The sequence below is a fragment of the Rhodococcus sp. OS5 genome (assembly GCF_056837585.1).
The window spans coordinates 5,540,091-5,555,098 of sequence record NZ_CM166368.1 but is presented as its reverse complement, the minus strand read 5'-3'; the positions used below and the strand labels follow the sequence as shown (position 1 = coordinate 5,555,098).

18 protein-coding genes and 1 tRNA gene are annotated in these 15,008 nt (G+C 62.7%); 10 read left to right on the top strand and 9 right to left on the bottom strand.

Features of this window, described 5'->3' with window-relative positions; genetic code table 11:
* Positions 1-6 precede the first annotated feature (6 nt).
* A tRNA-Met gene (locus tag ACVZUB_RS25955) sits at positions 7-80 on the bottom strand.
* Between the two features lie 53 nt (positions 81-133).
* A complete protein-coding gene (locus ACVZUB_RS25950; protein WP_007730027.1) occupies positions 134-844 on the bottom strand; it encodes a FadR/GntR family transcriptional regulator in 711 nt (236 codons plus the stop codon).
* 98 nt (positions 845-942) lie between these two features.
* On the opposite strand from ACVZUB_RS25950, the gene ACVZUB_RS25945 reads away from it, so the two are divergent.
* Genes ACVZUB_RS25945 through ACVZUB_RS25930 form a run of 4 tightly spaced genes read left to right on the top strand, consistent with a single transcriptional unit; the run spans position 943 to position 4,706 of the window.
* The gene (locus ACVZUB_RS25945) at positions 943-1,692 is read left to right on the top strand and encodes a (Fe-S)-binding protein (protein WP_162114553.1); all 750 of its coding nucleotides are present in this window, start codon (positions 943-945) and stop codon (positions 1,690-1,692) included.
* A complete protein-coding gene (locus tag ACVZUB_RS25940; RefSeq protein ID WP_058226613.1) occupies positions 1,689-3,209 on the top strand; it encodes a LutB/LldF family L-lactate oxidation iron-sulfur protein in 1,521 nt (506 codons plus the stop codon). Before ACVZUB_RS25945 ends, ACVZUB_RS25940 begins: the two co-directional genes overlap by 4 nt.
* Positions 3,206-3,832, top strand: a complete 627-nt coding sequence (locus ACVZUB_RS25935) for a LutC/YkgG family protein (protein ID WP_482627885.1) — start codon at positions 3,206-3,208, stop codon at positions 3,830-3,832. The genes ACVZUB_RS25940 and ACVZUB_RS25935 overlap by 4 nt, the downstream gene beginning before the upstream one ends.
* A 58-nt stretch (positions 3,833-3,890) precedes the next feature.
* Entirely contained in the window at positions 3,891-4,706 is an 816-nt protein-coding gene (locus ACVZUB_RS25930; protein WP_007730029.1) for a mycofactocin-coupled SDR family oxidoreductase, read from the top strand.
* Positions 4,707-4,712: 6 nt separating this feature from the next.
* Here the strand turns inward: ACVZUB_RS25930 and ACVZUB_RS25925 are convergent, their stop codons facing one another.
* Both ACVZUB_RS25925 and ACVZUB_RS25920 read right to left on the bottom strand, forming a co-directional pair.
* The gene (locus tag ACVZUB_RS25925) at positions 4,713-5,351 is read right to left on the bottom strand and encodes an LON peptidase substrate-binding domain-containing protein (RefSeq protein ID WP_064073901.1); all 639 of its coding nucleotides are present in this window, start codon (positions 5,349-5,351) and stop codon (positions 4,713-4,715) included.
* Entirely contained in the window at positions 5,351-5,827 is a 477-nt protein-coding gene (locus ACVZUB_RS25920; protein WP_003940372.1) for a DUF309 domain-containing protein, read from the bottom strand. Before ACVZUB_RS25920 ends, ACVZUB_RS25925 begins: the two co-directional genes overlap by 1 nt.
* Positions 5,828-5,967: 140 nt before the next feature.
* Here ACVZUB_RS25920 and ACVZUB_RS25915 point away from each other — a divergent pair, with 140 nt between their 5' ends.
* Positions 5,968-6,312: a YciI family protein gene (locus ACVZUB_RS25915; RefSeq protein WP_003939718.1), complete on the top strand. Its 345-nt coding sequence runs from the start codon at positions 5,968-5,970 to the stop codon at positions 6,310-6,312.
* 6 nt (positions 6,313-6,318) lie between these two features.
* The gene (locus ACVZUB_RS25910; protein WP_482627884.1) at positions 6,319-7,560 is read left to right on the top strand and encodes an RNA polymerase sigma factor; all 1,242 of its coding nucleotides are present in this window, start codon (positions 6,319-6,321) and stop codon (positions 7,558-7,560) included.
* An 8-nt stretch (positions 7,561-7,568) separates the two neighbouring features.
* Here ACVZUB_RS25910 and dprE1 read toward each other — a convergent pair whose 3' ends face one another.
* The 3 genes from dprE1 to ACVZUB_RS25895 all read right to left on the bottom strand — a co-directional run bounded on the left by dprE1 (position 7,569) and on the right by ACVZUB_RS25895 (position 10,257).
* Positions 7,569-8,981, bottom strand: a complete 1,413-nt coding sequence (gene dprE1 / locus ACVZUB_RS25905) for a decaprenylphosphoryl-beta-D-ribose oxidase (RefSeq protein WP_058226678.1) — start codon at positions 8,979-8,981, stop codon at positions 7,569-7,571.
* Positions 8,982-9,043: 62 nt separating this feature from the next.
* Complete coding sequence (locus ACVZUB_RS25900; RefSeq protein ID WP_064687765.1) at positions 9,044-9,622, bottom strand: DUF7822 domain-containing protein; 579 nt, start codon at positions 9,620-9,622, stop codon at positions 9,044-9,046.
* A 26-nt stretch (positions 9,623-9,648) separates the two neighbouring features.
* Complete coding sequence (locus ACVZUB_RS25895) at positions 9,649-10,257, bottom strand: TetR/AcrR family transcriptional regulator (RefSeq protein ID WP_030536572.1); 609 nt, start codon at positions 10,255-10,257, stop codon at positions 9,649-9,651.
* Positions 10,258-10,397: 140 nt separating this feature from the next.
* Between ACVZUB_RS25895 and ACVZUB_RS25890 the strand changes: the two genes are divergently transcribed.
* The 3 genes from ACVZUB_RS25890 (at position 10,398) to ACVZUB_RS25880 (ending at position 13,123) form a co-directional block, all read left to right on the top strand.
* The gene (locus ACVZUB_RS25890) at positions 10,398-11,543 is read left to right on the top strand and encodes an acyl-CoA dehydrogenase family protein (RefSeq protein ID WP_007730036.1); all 1,146 of its coding nucleotides are present in this window, start codon (positions 10,398-10,400) and stop codon (positions 11,541-11,543) included.
* 73 nt (positions 11,544-11,616) lie between these two features.
* Complete coding sequence (locus ACVZUB_RS25885) at positions 11,617-12,378, top strand: SDR family NAD(P)-dependent oxidoreductase (RefSeq protein ID WP_003939707.1); 762 nt, start codon at positions 11,617-11,619, stop codon at positions 12,376-12,378.
* Positions 12,379-12,475: 97 nt separating this feature from the next.
* Positions 12,476-13,123, top strand: coding sequence for a TetR/AcrR family transcriptional regulator (locus tag ACVZUB_RS25880; RefSeq protein WP_007730038.1), 648 nt, complete (start codon positions 12,476-12,478; stop codon positions 13,121-13,123).
* A gap of 2 nt (positions 13,124-13,125) precedes the next feature.
* Here ACVZUB_RS25880 and ACVZUB_RS25875 read toward each other — a convergent pair whose 3' ends face one another.
* A complete protein-coding gene (locus ACVZUB_RS25875; protein ID WP_003940411.1) occupies positions 13,126-13,587 on the bottom strand; it encodes an SRPBCC family protein in 462 nt (153 codons plus the stop codon).
* A gap of 89 nt (positions 13,588-13,676) precedes the next feature.
* Here ACVZUB_RS25875 and ACVZUB_RS25870 point away from each other — a divergent pair, with 89 nt between their 5' ends.
* Positions 13,677-14,303 (top strand): TetR/AcrR family transcriptional regulator, encoded by a 627-nt coding sequence (locus tag ACVZUB_RS25870; RefSeq protein WP_030536574.1) that lies wholly within the window; start codon positions 13,677-13,679, stop codon positions 14,301-14,303.
* 51 nt (positions 14,304-14,354) lie between these two features.
* On the opposite strand, the gene ACVZUB_RS25865 is transcribed toward ACVZUB_RS25870, so the two are convergent.
* Positions 14,355-14,933 (bottom strand): TetR/AcrR family transcriptional regulator, encoded by a 579-nt coding sequence (locus tag ACVZUB_RS25865; RefSeq protein WP_047272072.1) that lies wholly within the window; start codon positions 14,931-14,933, stop codon positions 14,355-14,357.
* Positions 14,934-15,008 lie beyond the last annotated feature (75 nt).

Genomic DNA, 15,008 nt, shown 5'->3' with positions numbered 1-15,008 from the left:
TCTTTGTAGCGGGGACAGGATTTGAACCTGCGACCTCTGGGTTATGAGCCCAGCGAGCTACCGAGCTGCTCCACCCCGCGTCGGTGTGAAACCAACAGTACACGACTTCTGGAGGCGCAATTACCGCCCCCTGTCACCGGCTGGAGTGCGCGCTTTCCGAGTAGTAACCGCGGATGTGTCCGACTATGCGCTGACGTGCGAGTTCGCCGTCACCCGCGTTGACCGCATCCACCAATCCTCGGTGTTCGTCACGCAGTCGCATGCAGGTGCTCGGCCAGCTGTCGATCTGGACGCCCGCGAGAACGTAGTCCTCGATGGACTCGCGCAGGCCGGTCATCATGGCTGCGATCACCTGATTGCCCGCCGCGTCGGCGAGCGCCACGTGGAACTGTGCGTCGAGTAGCAAGAATTCCTCGGCCGAGAGAGCTGCGTCCTCCATCGAGTCGAGCAGTTCGACGGCCGCGCGGAGGTCGGGTGTCGGGGTCCGCGATGCCAGGGATTGCATCACCTCGGATTCGAGCACGAGTCGTGTCTTCACTACGTCCGATACCGGAAAGCCCTGTGCTGCAACCTGCATCCGCATCAGCATGGTCATGCCGCCGGTCGGTTTGGCGACGATCATCGCGCCGGACGTCGGGCCGGATCCAGTCTGCGCCTTGAGGAGGCCGAGTGCTTCCATGACCCGCAACGCTTCTCGGACCGATGACCGTCCGACGCCCAACTCTGCTGCCAGAATTCTCTCTCCCGGCAGGCGCTGGCCAGGAGACACCTCGCCTGAAACGAGCCGACGTTCGAGGTGGCTCAGTACTTGTTCCCACGCTCGCGGGCTCGGCTCGGTCGGCATGAGGCAAGAGCATAACCGGGTGGACGCCGTTTATGGGGTGGCCTGTCCGGGGATGTATTACTGTGGTCAGACCACACCGACAGATTGCGGGGAACCACATGCGAGTAGCGCTGTTCGCCACCTGCATCGGGGACACGATGTTTCCCGACGCCGTCAAGGCCACCGCCCTCCTGCTCACCCGTCTCGGGCACGACGTCGTGTTTCCGTCCGGGCAGACCTGCTGCGGGCAGATGCACGTCAATACCGGCTATCAGCCGGGCGCACTACCGCTGGTCGCGAACTACGCCGATACTTTCGGTGATGCGTCGATCGACGCCGTTGTCGCACCATCGGGGTCGTGCGTCGGCTCGGTCCGTCATCAACACGAGATGGTCGCCGAGCGCTACGGCACCGCGTCGCTGTGTGGACAGGTGCAGACCGTGAAGGCAAAGACGTACGAGCTTTCCGAATTCCTCGTGGACGTTCTCGGGGTCACCGATGTGGGCGCGTACTTCCCGCACCGAGTCACCTATCACCCGACCTGTCACTCACTGCGCATGTTGAGGGTGGGGGACAAGCCACTTCAGTTGCTGCGCAACGTCCGCGACATCGATCTGGTCGAACTCCCCGAAGCAGATTCCTGCTGTGGATTCGGCGGCACCTTCGCCATCAAGAATGCGGAGACTTCGACGGCCATGCTGGCGGACAAGATTCGCCACGTTGCGGACACCGGCGCCGAATTCTGCAGCGCCGGAGACTCGTCCTGCCTCATGCACATCGGTGGCGGTATGTCACGACTGCAGATGGGCGCCAAGACCATTCACCTCGCGGAGATTCTGGCGTCGGTGGAAAGCCGGGTGCACGCATGAGCGCTGTGACGCTGGGTCTGCCCAGCTTCCCGCCGAGGTCGCCCGAGGGTGCAGGGTTCCTGCGAGGTACTGAGAAATTCCCCGTCGCAGCACATCACGAGCTGGCCAACGCGCAACTGCGACGCAATATCGGCAAGGCGACGCACACCATCCGTGCCAAGCGCATCAACGTGACTGGAGAGCTGCCCGATTGGGAAGAGCTGCGTGACGCGGGTTCGGCGATCAAGGCCGACGTCATGGCGCGGTTGCCGGAACTGCTCGAACAGTTCGAGGCTGCAGTCATCGCGCGCGGTGGGCAGGTGCATTGGGCGGCGGATGCCAACGAGGCCAACGCCATTGTGACCGAACTTGTCAAAGCCACCGGCTCCGACGAGGTCATCAAGGTCAAGTCGATGGCCACGCAGGAGATCGGTCTCAACGAGCATCTCGAAGCCCACGGAATCACCGCCTACGAGACCGATCTCGCGGAATTGATCGTCCAACTCGGCCACGACAAACCGTCGCACATCCTGGTTCCCGCGATCCATCGCAACAGGTCCGAGATTCGGGAGATATTCCTTCGTGAGATGCCAGATGTCGACCCCAACCTCGGGGAGAACCCGGCCGAACTTGCCGCTGCTGCACGAAAGTTTCTGCGCCACAAGTTCATGACGACGCCGGTCGCCGTCTCCGGCGCCAATTTCGGCATCGCGGACACGGGCACTCTGACCGTCGTGGAGTCGGAGGGCAACGGGCGAATGTGCCTGACCCTGCCGAAAACACTGATCACCGTGATGGGCATCGAGAAGATTCTGCCGACGTATCAGGATCTGGAGGTCTTCCTGCAATTGCTGCCGCGGTCCTCGACGGGGGAGCGGATGAACCCGTACACCTCCATGTGGACCGGCGTCACGCCCGACGACGGTCCACAGGAGTTCCACCTGGTCCTCCTCGACAACGGTCGGACTGCCGCGCTTGCCGACAAGATCGGGAGGGAAGCCCTGAGCTGCATACGGTGCTCGGCGTGTCTGAACGTGTGCCCGGTCTACGAGCGCACCGGCGGTCACGCCTACGGATCGACCTATCCGGGACCGATCGGCGCGGTGCTGACTCCGCAGCTCGCGGGCATGCATGGCAAAGACGATCCCAACTCGACGCTTCCCTTTGCCTCGAGTCTGTGCGGTGCGTGCTTCGACGCCTGCCCGGTCAAGATCGACATACCCTCGCTGCTCGTCGAATTGCGGCACCAGAAGGTCGAGCAATCTGGTGTCACGGCAGAGTCTTTGGCGATGAAAGCCGCCTCTCTGGCGATGTCGACCGAGGGCCGGTGGACGTTGGCTCAGAAAGCTGCCGGGCTCGGACGCGTCGTGGCCGGCAGGAAAGGGAAGATCTCTACGTTGCCACCTCCATTGAACGGTTGGACAGCTGCCAGAGACATTCCCGCACCGCCCAAGCAGACCTTCCGATCCTGGTGGGACTCCGACGAAGGCCGCGCGGCATTGGACGAGGCTCGTCGTGACGGGAAGGCGGACAGATGAATTCACGTGAAGTGGTGCTCGGACGCATTCGTGATGCCATCACCTTGGCGCCCGCCCGCGAAGGCGAGATACCGCGAAACTACCGGACTGGCAGAACCATGTCCGACGAGGAACTCATCGATTTGTTCGTCGACCGTCTGGTGGACTACAAGGCGCACGTTCACCATTGCGCTGCAACAGAAATCGCCGAGGCCGTCGCCGGAATACTGAGAGAGCACGGACTACACAGTCTGGGGATCCCCGCCGGCCTCGACCGATCATGGGTAGCCGGATTCGACGGAACGCTGGTGGTGGACAGCCCGGACGTACCGGCTCCTGAACTCGAGAACCTCGACGCCGTTGTTACCGGCTCGAAGGTATCGTGCGCCGAAACCGGCACCATCTTCCTCGACGCCGGTCCATCGCAGGGACGCCGTGCGTTGACGCTGGTACCGGACACACACATCTGCGTCGTGTATCGCAGCAGTGTGGAAGTGGGAGTGCCGGAGGCGATTGCGAAGCTGACACCGGAGCGCCCCGCCACCATGATCAGCGGCCCGTCGGCGACCTCCGACATCGAACTCGAGCGCGTCGAAGGTGTCCATGGTCCGAGGAATCTTCACGTCGTCATCGTCGACGGTTGATTCCCGTCGAGCGGGAACTCGGAGGCAGCGGGCCACATCAGCGTCTAACGTCCCGGCCATGACACAACTGTTGGCAGGCAAGGTCGTTTTCATCACCGGTGCAGCGCGGGGTCAGGGACGCAATCACGCGATTCGACTCGCGCAGGAAGGTGCAGACGTCATCGCTGTCGACGTGTGCGCGTCGGTGTCCGAAGACGTGGGTTACGCGGCCGCGACTGAAGCCGACCTCGAAGAAACGGCTCGTCTCGTGCGAGCGGAGGGGCGCGAGATCGTCACCGCTGTAGCGGACGTCCGTGACCTCGAGGCACTGCGTGCGGCGGTGGCGTCGGGCGTCGACAAGTTCGGTCGCCTCGACGTCGTGATTGCCAATGCGGGCATCGCTACGTGGAACCGTTTCTGGGAGATGCCTGAAGAGCAGTGGTCGACGCTGGTGGACATCAATCTCAATGGTGTCTGGCGCACGATGACAGCTGCGGTTCCTGCAATGATCGAAGCCGGCAACGGTGGTTCCATCGTGATTGTGAGCAGTGCTGCCGGCGTCGCCGAAGCGCCCGGCTGCGCGCACTACTCGGCGGCCAAGCACGGCCTCGTGGGTTTGGCTCGCACTGCTGCAACGGAATTGGGAAGCTTCGACATTCGAGTCAACACCATCCACCCTGGCGCGGTGGAGACCGAGATGGGCAACGATCCCAACGTCGGTAAGGTACTCACTACTCATCCGGAGTACATGAACTCGTACAAGTGGCCGCTCACGTCCGTCCCGCGCACCACCGTCGAGGACATCTCCAACGCTGTTGTCTACCTCGCGACGGACCTCTCCCGCGCGGTCACCGGGACGAAGATCGTCATCGACATGGGTCAGACGATGGCGTAGTTGCGCTCAGAGGAGATTGAACTGCGCGACCTCGATGGTGTTCTCGACTGCCTCCGAGAGTGCGCGAATACGTTCGTCGGCGCCTGGCGCGGTCAAAATCGCCAGGCGATCGGCGTCACCCATCGGAATGCTCCTGGCGAGGGCATACAGCCGAGAACCCAGCGGATCCAAGGGATCCGGTGGGACGGGCATTCGCGGAGTCTGTTCGCCGGCCCGAAGTGCGAGCTTTCCCAACATTCCGTACATGAACTCGATGCGCTCGAGGAGCGAGTCGTATTCGTAAGCAGTGACTGGTGTTCCGTTGTTCTCGTCAGGCCACAATTCGACCTCGGCAAGTGGGTAGGGATCGTCCGGCAGCCATCGATTGACCCGGATGCGGTCTTCGGTCCGGCAATACAACTGATACCGCCCGGCACCCATGGCGACATGAGACTCGATCCGAGCCAGAGTGCCGACGTCGTGACGTGATTCGCCGCCACCGACCTCGTGGCCACGAGCGATGAGCACTACTCCGAACAGTGGGCCGTCGGCAGCTTCGAGAACGTTCTCGACCAGTGCGCGATACCGAGGTTCGAAGATGTTCAGGGGCAACACCTCACCCGGTAGCAAAGCGGAGCCGAGCGGAAACATGGGGAAGATGGGCATCAGGGGATTCTCAACCTCGGAATCGGAGGGGCGGGGAAATCGCCGGGGCGATCGATTTCGGCGAGCAGGTGCTCGGACCACGTCAGTAGACCGGGGATATCGAGGCCGTGCGGACTCTCGACCTCGTAGTGCCTGATGCGGTCGTGACCCTGGCCGAGGAGTGAGACGGCGCCGGTGTTGTTGCCCCGAAGCAGATGGGTGAGCCCGACGGCCAACTGAGCCAGTCCCTGCCACAGGTCACGTTCCTCGGGCGGCGCGCTTTTCCACGTTCCTTCGAGAATCTCGTGTGCGTGGAAAGGCATGCCGTGGTCGAGGAGGCGCTGCGCCTCGGTGATCGACTCGTCTGGTGGCAGGCGTACATCGTCCGGAATGCGCGGGACACCGCCCGCTGCGTCGCGTGGCAGTGGACGTCCGAGTCCGTCACGGGGCCGCGAATTGAGGGGTTTCCCAGCGGCGTCCCGGTCGCGTTCGGTCATACACTCAGCCTAACGGCAGCGCCTCGGCCGAACTCGCCAATAGTTTTTTCGAGTCGCCTGTCGATTCCGGGGAGAACCGTTCGTCGTCATGTTGTAAGGCAAGAAAGCCGCAAGAAAAACAACAGACCAAGGAGTCAGTCATGAAGTACATGTTGCTCATCTACACCGCACCCGGCGGAGACACCGAACCCCAGTGCACGTTCGAGGACTGGCAGCAATACGACAAGGAAATGAAGGATGCCGGGATCTGGGTGTCCGGCGATGCCCTCGCCGACCTGACGACTACGACGACGGTTCGGGTCTCGCAGTCCGGAGAAAAGACCGTCACCGACGGACCCTTCGCAGAAACCCGTGAAATCCTCGGCGGCTACGACGTCATCGACGTTCCCGATCTGGATGCGGCGCTTTCATGGGCCGCGCGGTGCCCCGGCGCGCGCGACGGCGGCAGCGTCGAGGTGCGTCCACTGGCCGGGTTCGGGGACTGATTCGCCGTGGACGAGCAGGCCGAGAACTCCATCGAGTCAGTGTTCCGGGAGGAACGCGGACGACTCTTGGCCTCGCTCGTCTGCCGCTTCGGTGATCTGGATCTGGCCGAGGAAGTCACCTCCGAAGCCGTCGAGGCCGCGTTGGTGCACTGGCCCGTGGACGGAGTGCCGGCTAAACCGGGCGCCTGGCTGCTGACCACGGCGCGTCGTAAAGCCGTCGACAGGCTTCGTCGTGATCAGGCCTATGCGGCGCGATTGGCGGTGATGCAGGTGGACGCCGATCGTGCCGACCCGGCGCCGCCCACGGTCGACGGAGAACTTCCCGACGAGCGGTTGCAGCTGTTCTTCACCTGCTCGCACCCAGCGCTGGCCGAGGACGACCGAATCGCACTCACCTTGCGTTGCCTCGGCGGGTTGACGACGCCCGAAGTCGCTCGGGCCTTCCTCGTGCCTTCGGCGACCATGGCGCAGCGGATCGTGCGTGCGAAGAAGAAAATCCGTCAGGCTCGGATTCCCTTCCGAACTCCCAGCGCCGAAGAACTCCCGGAGCGTCTGCCCGGTGTTCTGCAGGTGATCTATTCGGTGTTCACCGAGGGGTACGCAGCGAGTTCGGGTCCGGATCTGCAACGCGTCGACCTGGCGGTGGAGGCGATCAGGCTGGCGAGGATCTTGCGCGCATTGCTTCCCGATGAGCGCGAGATCGCCGGATTGCTTGCATTGATGCTTCTCGTCCACGCGCGTCGGGATGCCCGTACCGACGCCGCCGGCGGGATCGTGCTCCTCGAAGACCAGGATCGCGGGTGTTGGGACCAGCCGATGATCGAGGAAGGCAGCGACCTCGTCGTGGTCGCGTTGACCGGGGGAGCGCCGGGGCCGTACGGGGTGCAGGCCGCCATCGCCGCATTGCACGACGAGGCCGCAGATGTGGAGAGCACCGACTGGCCACAGATCTGCGCTCTCTACGGAGTGCTCCTCACGCTGACTCCGTCGCCGGTCGTGGCCGTCAATCGGGCAGTAGCGTTGGCGATGCGCGACGGCGAGGAAGTCGGGCTGACTGCGCTGGAGGAACTGGCAGCGGAGCCCAAACTTGCCGACTACCATCCGTATCACCTTGCACGAGCCGAACTACTTGCTCGGTTGGGGCGCACCGACGCAGCGGCATCCGCGTACCGACAAGCTCTGAAACTCGTTGGTACGGAACCGGAGCGGGCCTACCTGGAGCGTCGGTTGGGTGAGATCTCGGACTGAGCGGCGCCTCAGACCAATTCGAGTCTTCGGGCCATGTCGGACACGAAAACACCTGTCGGATCGATATTTCTGCGTATCTGGATCCACTCGTCGATTCGCGGATACATCGAGTGGAAGCTTGCTGCGGTAGTCCGAGAGTCCTTGGCGGTGTAGAGGCGACCGCCGAATTCGAGTACCCGTTTGTCGAGGGAAGCGACGAACTCACCCAGGCCGGACTTGATCGGGAAGTCGAAGGCGACGTTCCACCCGGACATCGGAAAGCTCAGTGGCGCTGCGTTTCCCTCGCCGAAAAGTTTGAAGACGTTGAGAGCTGAGTAGTGTCCCGAACGCTGGATATCGCGGATGATGCTCTTGAATTCGTCCACCGCGTCGACGGGCACCACGAACTGGTATTGCAGGAATCCCTTGGACCCGTAGGCACGGTTCCACTCACCGATGAGGTCGAGCGGATGGTAGAACTGCGTCAGGTTCTGCACCTTCCCGACGTAGTTGCCGCCGGTGCGGTAGTAGAACTCGCCGATCGCTGACGCCGAAAGCTTGTTCATCAAGCCGTTGGGGAAAACATCCGGTGTCGTGAACAGTTGTGGCGCATCGAATTTCAACGGATTCTTCTGCAATTTCAGCGGAAGCTGGTCGACGGTCGCCAACGAACCACGCGTGATCGAGGCCCGGCCGAGCTTCGGCGGCGCACTGACTGCATCGAACCAGGCGCTCGAATACGTGTAGTCGGCTTCGCTGCCGTCGCTGTGAAAAGCGACGGTTTCATCAAGACTCGCGGTCAGAGCGCCGTCGTTGGCGAAATACGCCGTTTCGGTCGGCGTCATCTCGAGGGTGACGCGCAGGATGATCCCGGTCAGTCCGATCCCGCCGACGGTAGCCCAGAAGAGCTCGGATGTCGGGCCATGCGGCTCCAATGTTCGGATACTGCCGTCAGCAGTGAGCAGATTCATCGAGCGGACATGATTTCCGAAGCTGCCCTCGGCGTGGTGGTTCTTGCCGTGAATATCGCAGGCGATCGCTCCGCCGATGGTTACCTGGCGTGTTCCGGGGAGAACCGGGACCCAGAGGCCGAACGGTAGTGCCGCGCGCATCAGCTGATCGAGAGAGACTCCCGCGTCCATCTCCACGAGACGGGACTCGGCATCGATCTTGTGAATTCGACGGAAGGCGGTCATGTCGATGACCAAGCCGCCGGTGTTCTGCGCGTTGTCTCCGTAAGACCGGCCCAGACCACGAGCGATGACTCCACGTCGGAGGTGCAACGGCTTGTCCGCGTTGTCGTCTGCGACGCGGGCGACGGCCTTAGCGATCGCCTCTACATCAGGGGTCGAAACGACGTGCGAGGTAGTTCGGGCTGTGCGACCCCAACCGCCGAGGACGGTGGACGCAGCGGTTGGCAGATCGGTGGCGTAGTCGGACACGAAATCCGAGGGTACCTGTTTGCGGACCACCCGGTCTGAAACCTTTGGTTGCGCCGGTGCTCTTATCGAGGGACGTCGAGATCGAAGTACAGGGTCTCGGACCAGTAACCGAGGCCGAGCTCGCGTAGCGGTTCCTCGACGCTCTCCTGAGTCGGCGTGAACAGCCGCTCCCAGAAGCGCGGCTTGGCGGGTGCGAGTGTGGCCAGAGCCGCCTCCATCTCGGCGTCGATGTCCGCCAGACCGGTCATCAGGGCCGCGCCCTGTTCGGCGAACGGTTCGTCGTCCATGTCGAAGATCTCGCCGCACTCGAGGACGAAGTAGTGGTCGGGTTCGGTGTGGCTGTGCAGGAAACGCAGCGCATCGCCGGCCATCGTGCCGAGTGCGGGGTGATCGATGCGGCCGAGGAAGTCTTCGAGCCGGGCGATACCAGGACCACAGGGCGCGGTGACCGCGATCAGGTCGGGGGTGTCGTCCCAGATGATCGACTGGCGGGGGAGCGGATTCACGGACACAAGGATCCGGGGGACCAGTGGTATCGCGTACGACCACTCCGAGATTCCTTTGAGTCCACGGGTGCGAGCGGCAGCCGGATTCTCATGCGGGGCAACAGGGGTCGAGTAGAGATAGGTGCGGTTGGCCACTGGCCGAGTCCTTTCTGCGGTCGGCGTCACCTGATTCGGGCGGCGCCCACCATCCTCAATGCCAGGTCTCCGTACAGTTTTCCGATGTCTTCCGGATTCGTGTAGTTGCCGGCCGGGAACCAGCGGCACACGTCGACGCACAGGGACATCAAGGCGAGGGTGACGCCTTCGGCATCGGGGATCGTGAAATCGCCCGACTGCACGCCGGCATCGACAACCTCCCGGACCACCCGCGTCGTGCTGCGGCGAAGCGCGACGACGGTTCGGTAGTGCTCTGGTGTGAGGGCAGTGAGTTCGTACTGGACAACGCGAGCGAGTGAATGGTGCCCGGCCTGCCAACTGGCGAAGGTGCTGATCAGTTCCTGCAAACGAACGGACGGTTCTTCACCAGGTCGGTCGGCGCCCTCGACCACCTTCAACGCTTCGGTGTGGCCTTCGAAGCTGATCGCGAAAAGCAGCTCTTCTTTCGAGCGGTAGTGCGGGTACATGGCGGCGGGACTCATGTCGAGTCGCGCGGCGATGTCACGGGTGGTGGTGCCGCCGTAGCCGGCAGAGGCAAAAGCGTCCACGGCTGCCGCGCGGATACGGGCCGCAGCTTTGGAGGGGCTGATCACCACGTCAGGTGAATCGCTCACGGTTTCCTCCAGGTGTGACGGATTTCGATGTTGACAATATCCCGCTCTCGATTCACTATAAGCAGGTGCTTAGATTCTAAGCGAATGCTTAGGAACATCGTTACGTGTGGCATTGCCACGCCGAAAGGAAGCAACTCGTCATGCGTCGCACTCTGTACGGACCCGATCACGAGGCATTTCGCGAATCTGCTCGCGAATTCGTCAACCGGAACATCCTTCCGGTCGCAGAGAAGCTGATCGACCAGCGCTTCATCGATCGTGAAATCTGGCTCGAAGCGGGACGCAACGGCTTCCTCGGACTCGAGGTTCCGGAGGCGTACGGCGGAAGCGAAGCCGGCGACTACCGCTTCAACGCGGTTCTGGCCGAAGAGCTCTCGCGCGCCAGTGCAGCTGTTGCCTCGAGCTTCGGCATTCACGCCGACGTCGTTGCTCCCTACCTCGTTCAGCTCACCACCGAAGAGCAGAAGCAGCGTTGGCTGCCCAAGTTCTGCACCGGTGAGATGCTGACGGCCATCGGCATGACCGAGCCTTCCGGTGGATCCGACCTCGCCTCGCTCAAGACCACTGCGGTCAAGGACGGCGACGACTGGATCATCAACGGCTCCAAGACCTTCATCACCAACGGCTACAACGCCGACCTCGTGATCGTGGCGGCTCGGACCAGTCCCGAGAAGAAGTCCAAGGGCATCACCCTCTTTGCCGTCGAGACCGGCATGGAAGGCTTCGAGCGCGGACGCAAGCTCGACAAGGTCGGCCAGCACGAGTCCGATACCGCCGAACTGTTCTTCGAGAACGTTCGCGTGCCGTCCACCAACATCATCGGTGAGATCGACCGCGGCTTCATCCACATGATGGAAATGCTGCCGCAGGAGCGCGTCGGCGCTGCGGTGTCCAACATCGCGCACGCCGCTCCGATCCTCGAAGAGACGCTGCAATATGCCAAGGACCGCAAGGCTTTCGGTCAGCCGATCGGCTCGCTGCAGTGGAACAAATTCCTTCTCGCGGATCTCGTCACCCGCATCGAGGTCACCCAGGCCTACGTCGACAACTGCGTCGCGGCACACGCTGCCGGCGAGCTGACCGCCATCGACGCCGCGAAGGCTAAGTGGTGGACCGCGCAGGTGCAGAACGAGGTCCTCGATCACTGCGTTCAGTTGCACGGTGGCTACGGCTTCATGACCGAGTACCGCGCCGCTCGCGCGTGGATGGACGCCCGCGTCACCAAGATCTGGGCCGGATCCAACGAGATCATGAAGGAACTCATCGGCCGCGATCTCGGCCTGTAATTTCGCAACTGCAGTCGATACGTCACTGCAACCGCCACTTCCCGAACCCGACGACACAGGAGCATCACCGCGCATGTCTGTTCTCGACAAGTTCTCTCTGACCGATCGAGTGGTCATCGTGACCGGTGCGTCGTCGGGCCTCGGGGTGGCGTTTGCGAAAGCCGCAGCAGAGGCCGGCGCGGACGTCGTCCTCGCTGCTCGCCGCGTCGACAAGCTCGAAGACACGGCCAAGCTCGTGCGTGACGCAGGCCGCGAAGCATTGTGCGTGGCCACCGACATCGTCGATCCGGCTCAGGCTCAGAACATGGTCGACGCCGCGATGGAGAAGTTCGGCCGCGTGGACGTGCTGGTCAACAATGCCGGCGTCGGAACTGCCGTTCCGGCGACCCGCGAGACCCCGGACCAGTTCCGCGCCGTCATCGACATCAACCTCAATGGGTCCTACTGGGCAGCGCAGGCCTGCGGCCGCGTCATGCTCCCGGGCAGCTCCATCGTCAACATCTCGAGCATTCTCGGATTGACGACCGCCGGACTCCCACAGGCCGCCTATGCGGCGAGCAAGGCAGGCGTCGTCGGATTGACCCGCGACCTCGCACAGCAGTGGGGAACGCGCAAGGGCATTCGCGTCAACGCGATCGCGCCCGGCTTCTTCAAGTCGGAAATGACAGACCAATACAACGACGGTTACTTGGACGCGATGGCTCCGCGCCTGATCCTCGGCCGCATGGGCGATCCGGAAGAGCTCGCGGCCACCATGGTGTGGCTCGCGTCCGAGGCCGGCGGATACGTCACCGGTCAGACCATCGCCGTCGACGGAGGAATCACCATCACCTGACGCCGATGCCGAGATGTCGCCGGCTTTGCCGTATAAGTAGCTGGTGACCTCTCGCGCCGAACCTCAGGAGAACTGGGAAGACCGTCCGCCACCATCCATGGCTGCGACGGAGCTTCTGCGTGACCTGCCGGTGACTGCCCGCGGCGTCCGGACCAGGGCTTCTCTGGTCGCAGCGGCTCGAACGGTGTTCGAGCGCGCAGGGTATCTCGACGCCCGTCTCACGGACATCACCAAGGAAGCGAACTGCTCCACCGGCACGTTCTACACCTACTTCGACAACAAAGAGCAGATCTTCGCCGCAGTTCTCGACGTCGCGCAGGAAGACATGCTGCACCCAGGCATGGGACGGGTCCGCGACGTCGACAATCCGTATGCGGTCCTCGAATCGAGCAACCGTGCCTACCTGACGGCTTTTCGCCGCAACGCCAAACTCATGGGCCTACTCGAGCAGGTATCGCACATCGACCCGGCCTTCGCGAAACTGCGTCGGGACCGAGCCGAGACCTTCATTTCTCGCAATGCCCGAGCCATCGAACGCTTGCAAGCAGCTGGCAAGGCAGACGCCTCGTTGGACCCGCTGTTGGCTTCCCGAGCACTGTCGGCGATGGTGAGCCGTCTTGCCTACAGTTCATTCGTCTCCGAGGAACCTGGCGCCGACGGCAACCCCGTCCCGTTCGAGGACGTCGTCAAGACGGCTACTCAGGTGTGGGCCAACGCGCTGGGACTCGAAGGCGACCGCGGGTAGTTTCAGCCTTCGCCGCGGGCCGCGAACTGCTCCTCGAGGCTGTGGCGCAGTGTTTCCTCGCTGTTCTTGACAGCGTTTTCGACGAACGGCCCGATCAATCGGCCGAGTGCCTTGCCGGCAATGCCGCCGGGCAGTTTGTAGGCGAAGTCGACGGAAAGCTCGGTCTTGGAATCGTCGATCGCGGCGAACTCCCACGTGGACGAGTTGGATACACCGCCGAGCGAGGACAGCTTGATGATCCGATTCTTCTCCCACTCGGTGACCTCGAGTTTGGAGCGCAACGTGCTCGGCCCGATCTGCATGGCCGCGTCGAACGTGGCGCCGAGTCCCTGATCGAACTCTCCGAACGGGGTGAACTCGGAAACACCGAACATCCACGTCGGGACATTGCGGTAGTTGTCGATGTAGTCGAAGGCGACATCAACCGGCACGGCAGCAACCGCGGTGTGGCGAACATGGATCATGACTGGTCCCTGTCTTTCGGTGAACACCGACTCTAACCAATGGCTCCGACGTGTTCGGCGGCGGCGCAAGAGCGATCTACGGTATCGGTATGACGAACGAGCTTCCGGTACGCGGGTCCTGGCGCGATTACGAAGACCTGGGACTACCGAAACCGCTCGCTGCGGCGTTGGAGGCGTTCGTCGAGCAGGGCTATCACGGGACTTCGATCCGTGACGTCGCGTCGCGGTCCGGGCTGTCGGTGCCGGGGCTCTACCACCACTACCCGTCCAAGCAAGCTCTGCTGATCGGTCTGGCGACCGTGGTGATGACGGAGTTGTTGGAGCGAAGCCGCGCCGCCGAACTCGATGCCGGGGACGATCCCTCCGATCGCTTCGACGCGGTGATCGAATCTCTGTTGCGGTTCCACATGTTTCGACGCGAGCAGTCGTTCGTCGCCTCCTCGGAGATCCGCAGCATGGAGCCCGACAGCCGGGCTGGTTACATCGCCCAGCGCGACGAACAGCAGAAGCAGGTGGACCGGATCGTCCTCGACGGCGTCGCCTCGGGCGTGTTCGAAGCCGACCATCCCGAGGACGCCAGCAGAGCCGTGGTGACGATGTGCGTCGCCGTCGCGGTCTGGTACCGACCGGACGGTGAGTTGTCTCCGGACGAGTTGGTGGAGAGGTATCTGGAGATAGCGCGTCGGATGGTGGGGGCGAAGCGGGTGGGGGAGTGACTGTGGGGGCGAAGCGGATGGGGGAGTGATCTGTTGACGCAACTGCGCGAATCAGTCTGAATTTTTGAGCAATTCGAGCGCTGCGTTCCGGCCGGCACCGAAGGGGTCGGTGCCGATACCGATCCCGTCTGCGACAAGGGCACCTTCGTGAAGCAGCATGATTGCCTCGACGAGACGTTCGTCGGCTAGTCCGTCCGTCGCCAGAATGCGCCGGAAAAGGTCTGACATCTCCCGCTTTTGTTCGGCGATGACAGCGAACACCGGATGTGAGTGATCGCTGAACTCGGCGTGCGCGTTGATCATGCTGCACCCCTTGCCTCCGCTCGCCTTGGACCAGGAGGCGGAAGCGTCGAATACCGCACTCAACTGTTCGGCGCGGCTAGCTCCGGCTGATGCGAGCTTCTCGTCGCGAAAGATTCGCCACCGCCGATCTCGAGCCCTCAGGTATTCAACGACGAGACCGTCTTTCGAGCCGAACCGTTCGTACAAAGTCTTCTTCGTGACCCCGGCGTCAAGTGCGACGGTATCCACGCCTACGGCATGAATCCCCTTTTCGTAGAACAGCTTCGACGCAGACTCCAGAATGCGACGCGCTTTCGGAGTCAATTCGGGTGTGGATTCCTCTGCCATGGACAAAAGTATACCGATCTGTATAGTCGGGCTCATGAGTAAACAGATCGGTATACCTCGGATCGTGACCTCGAG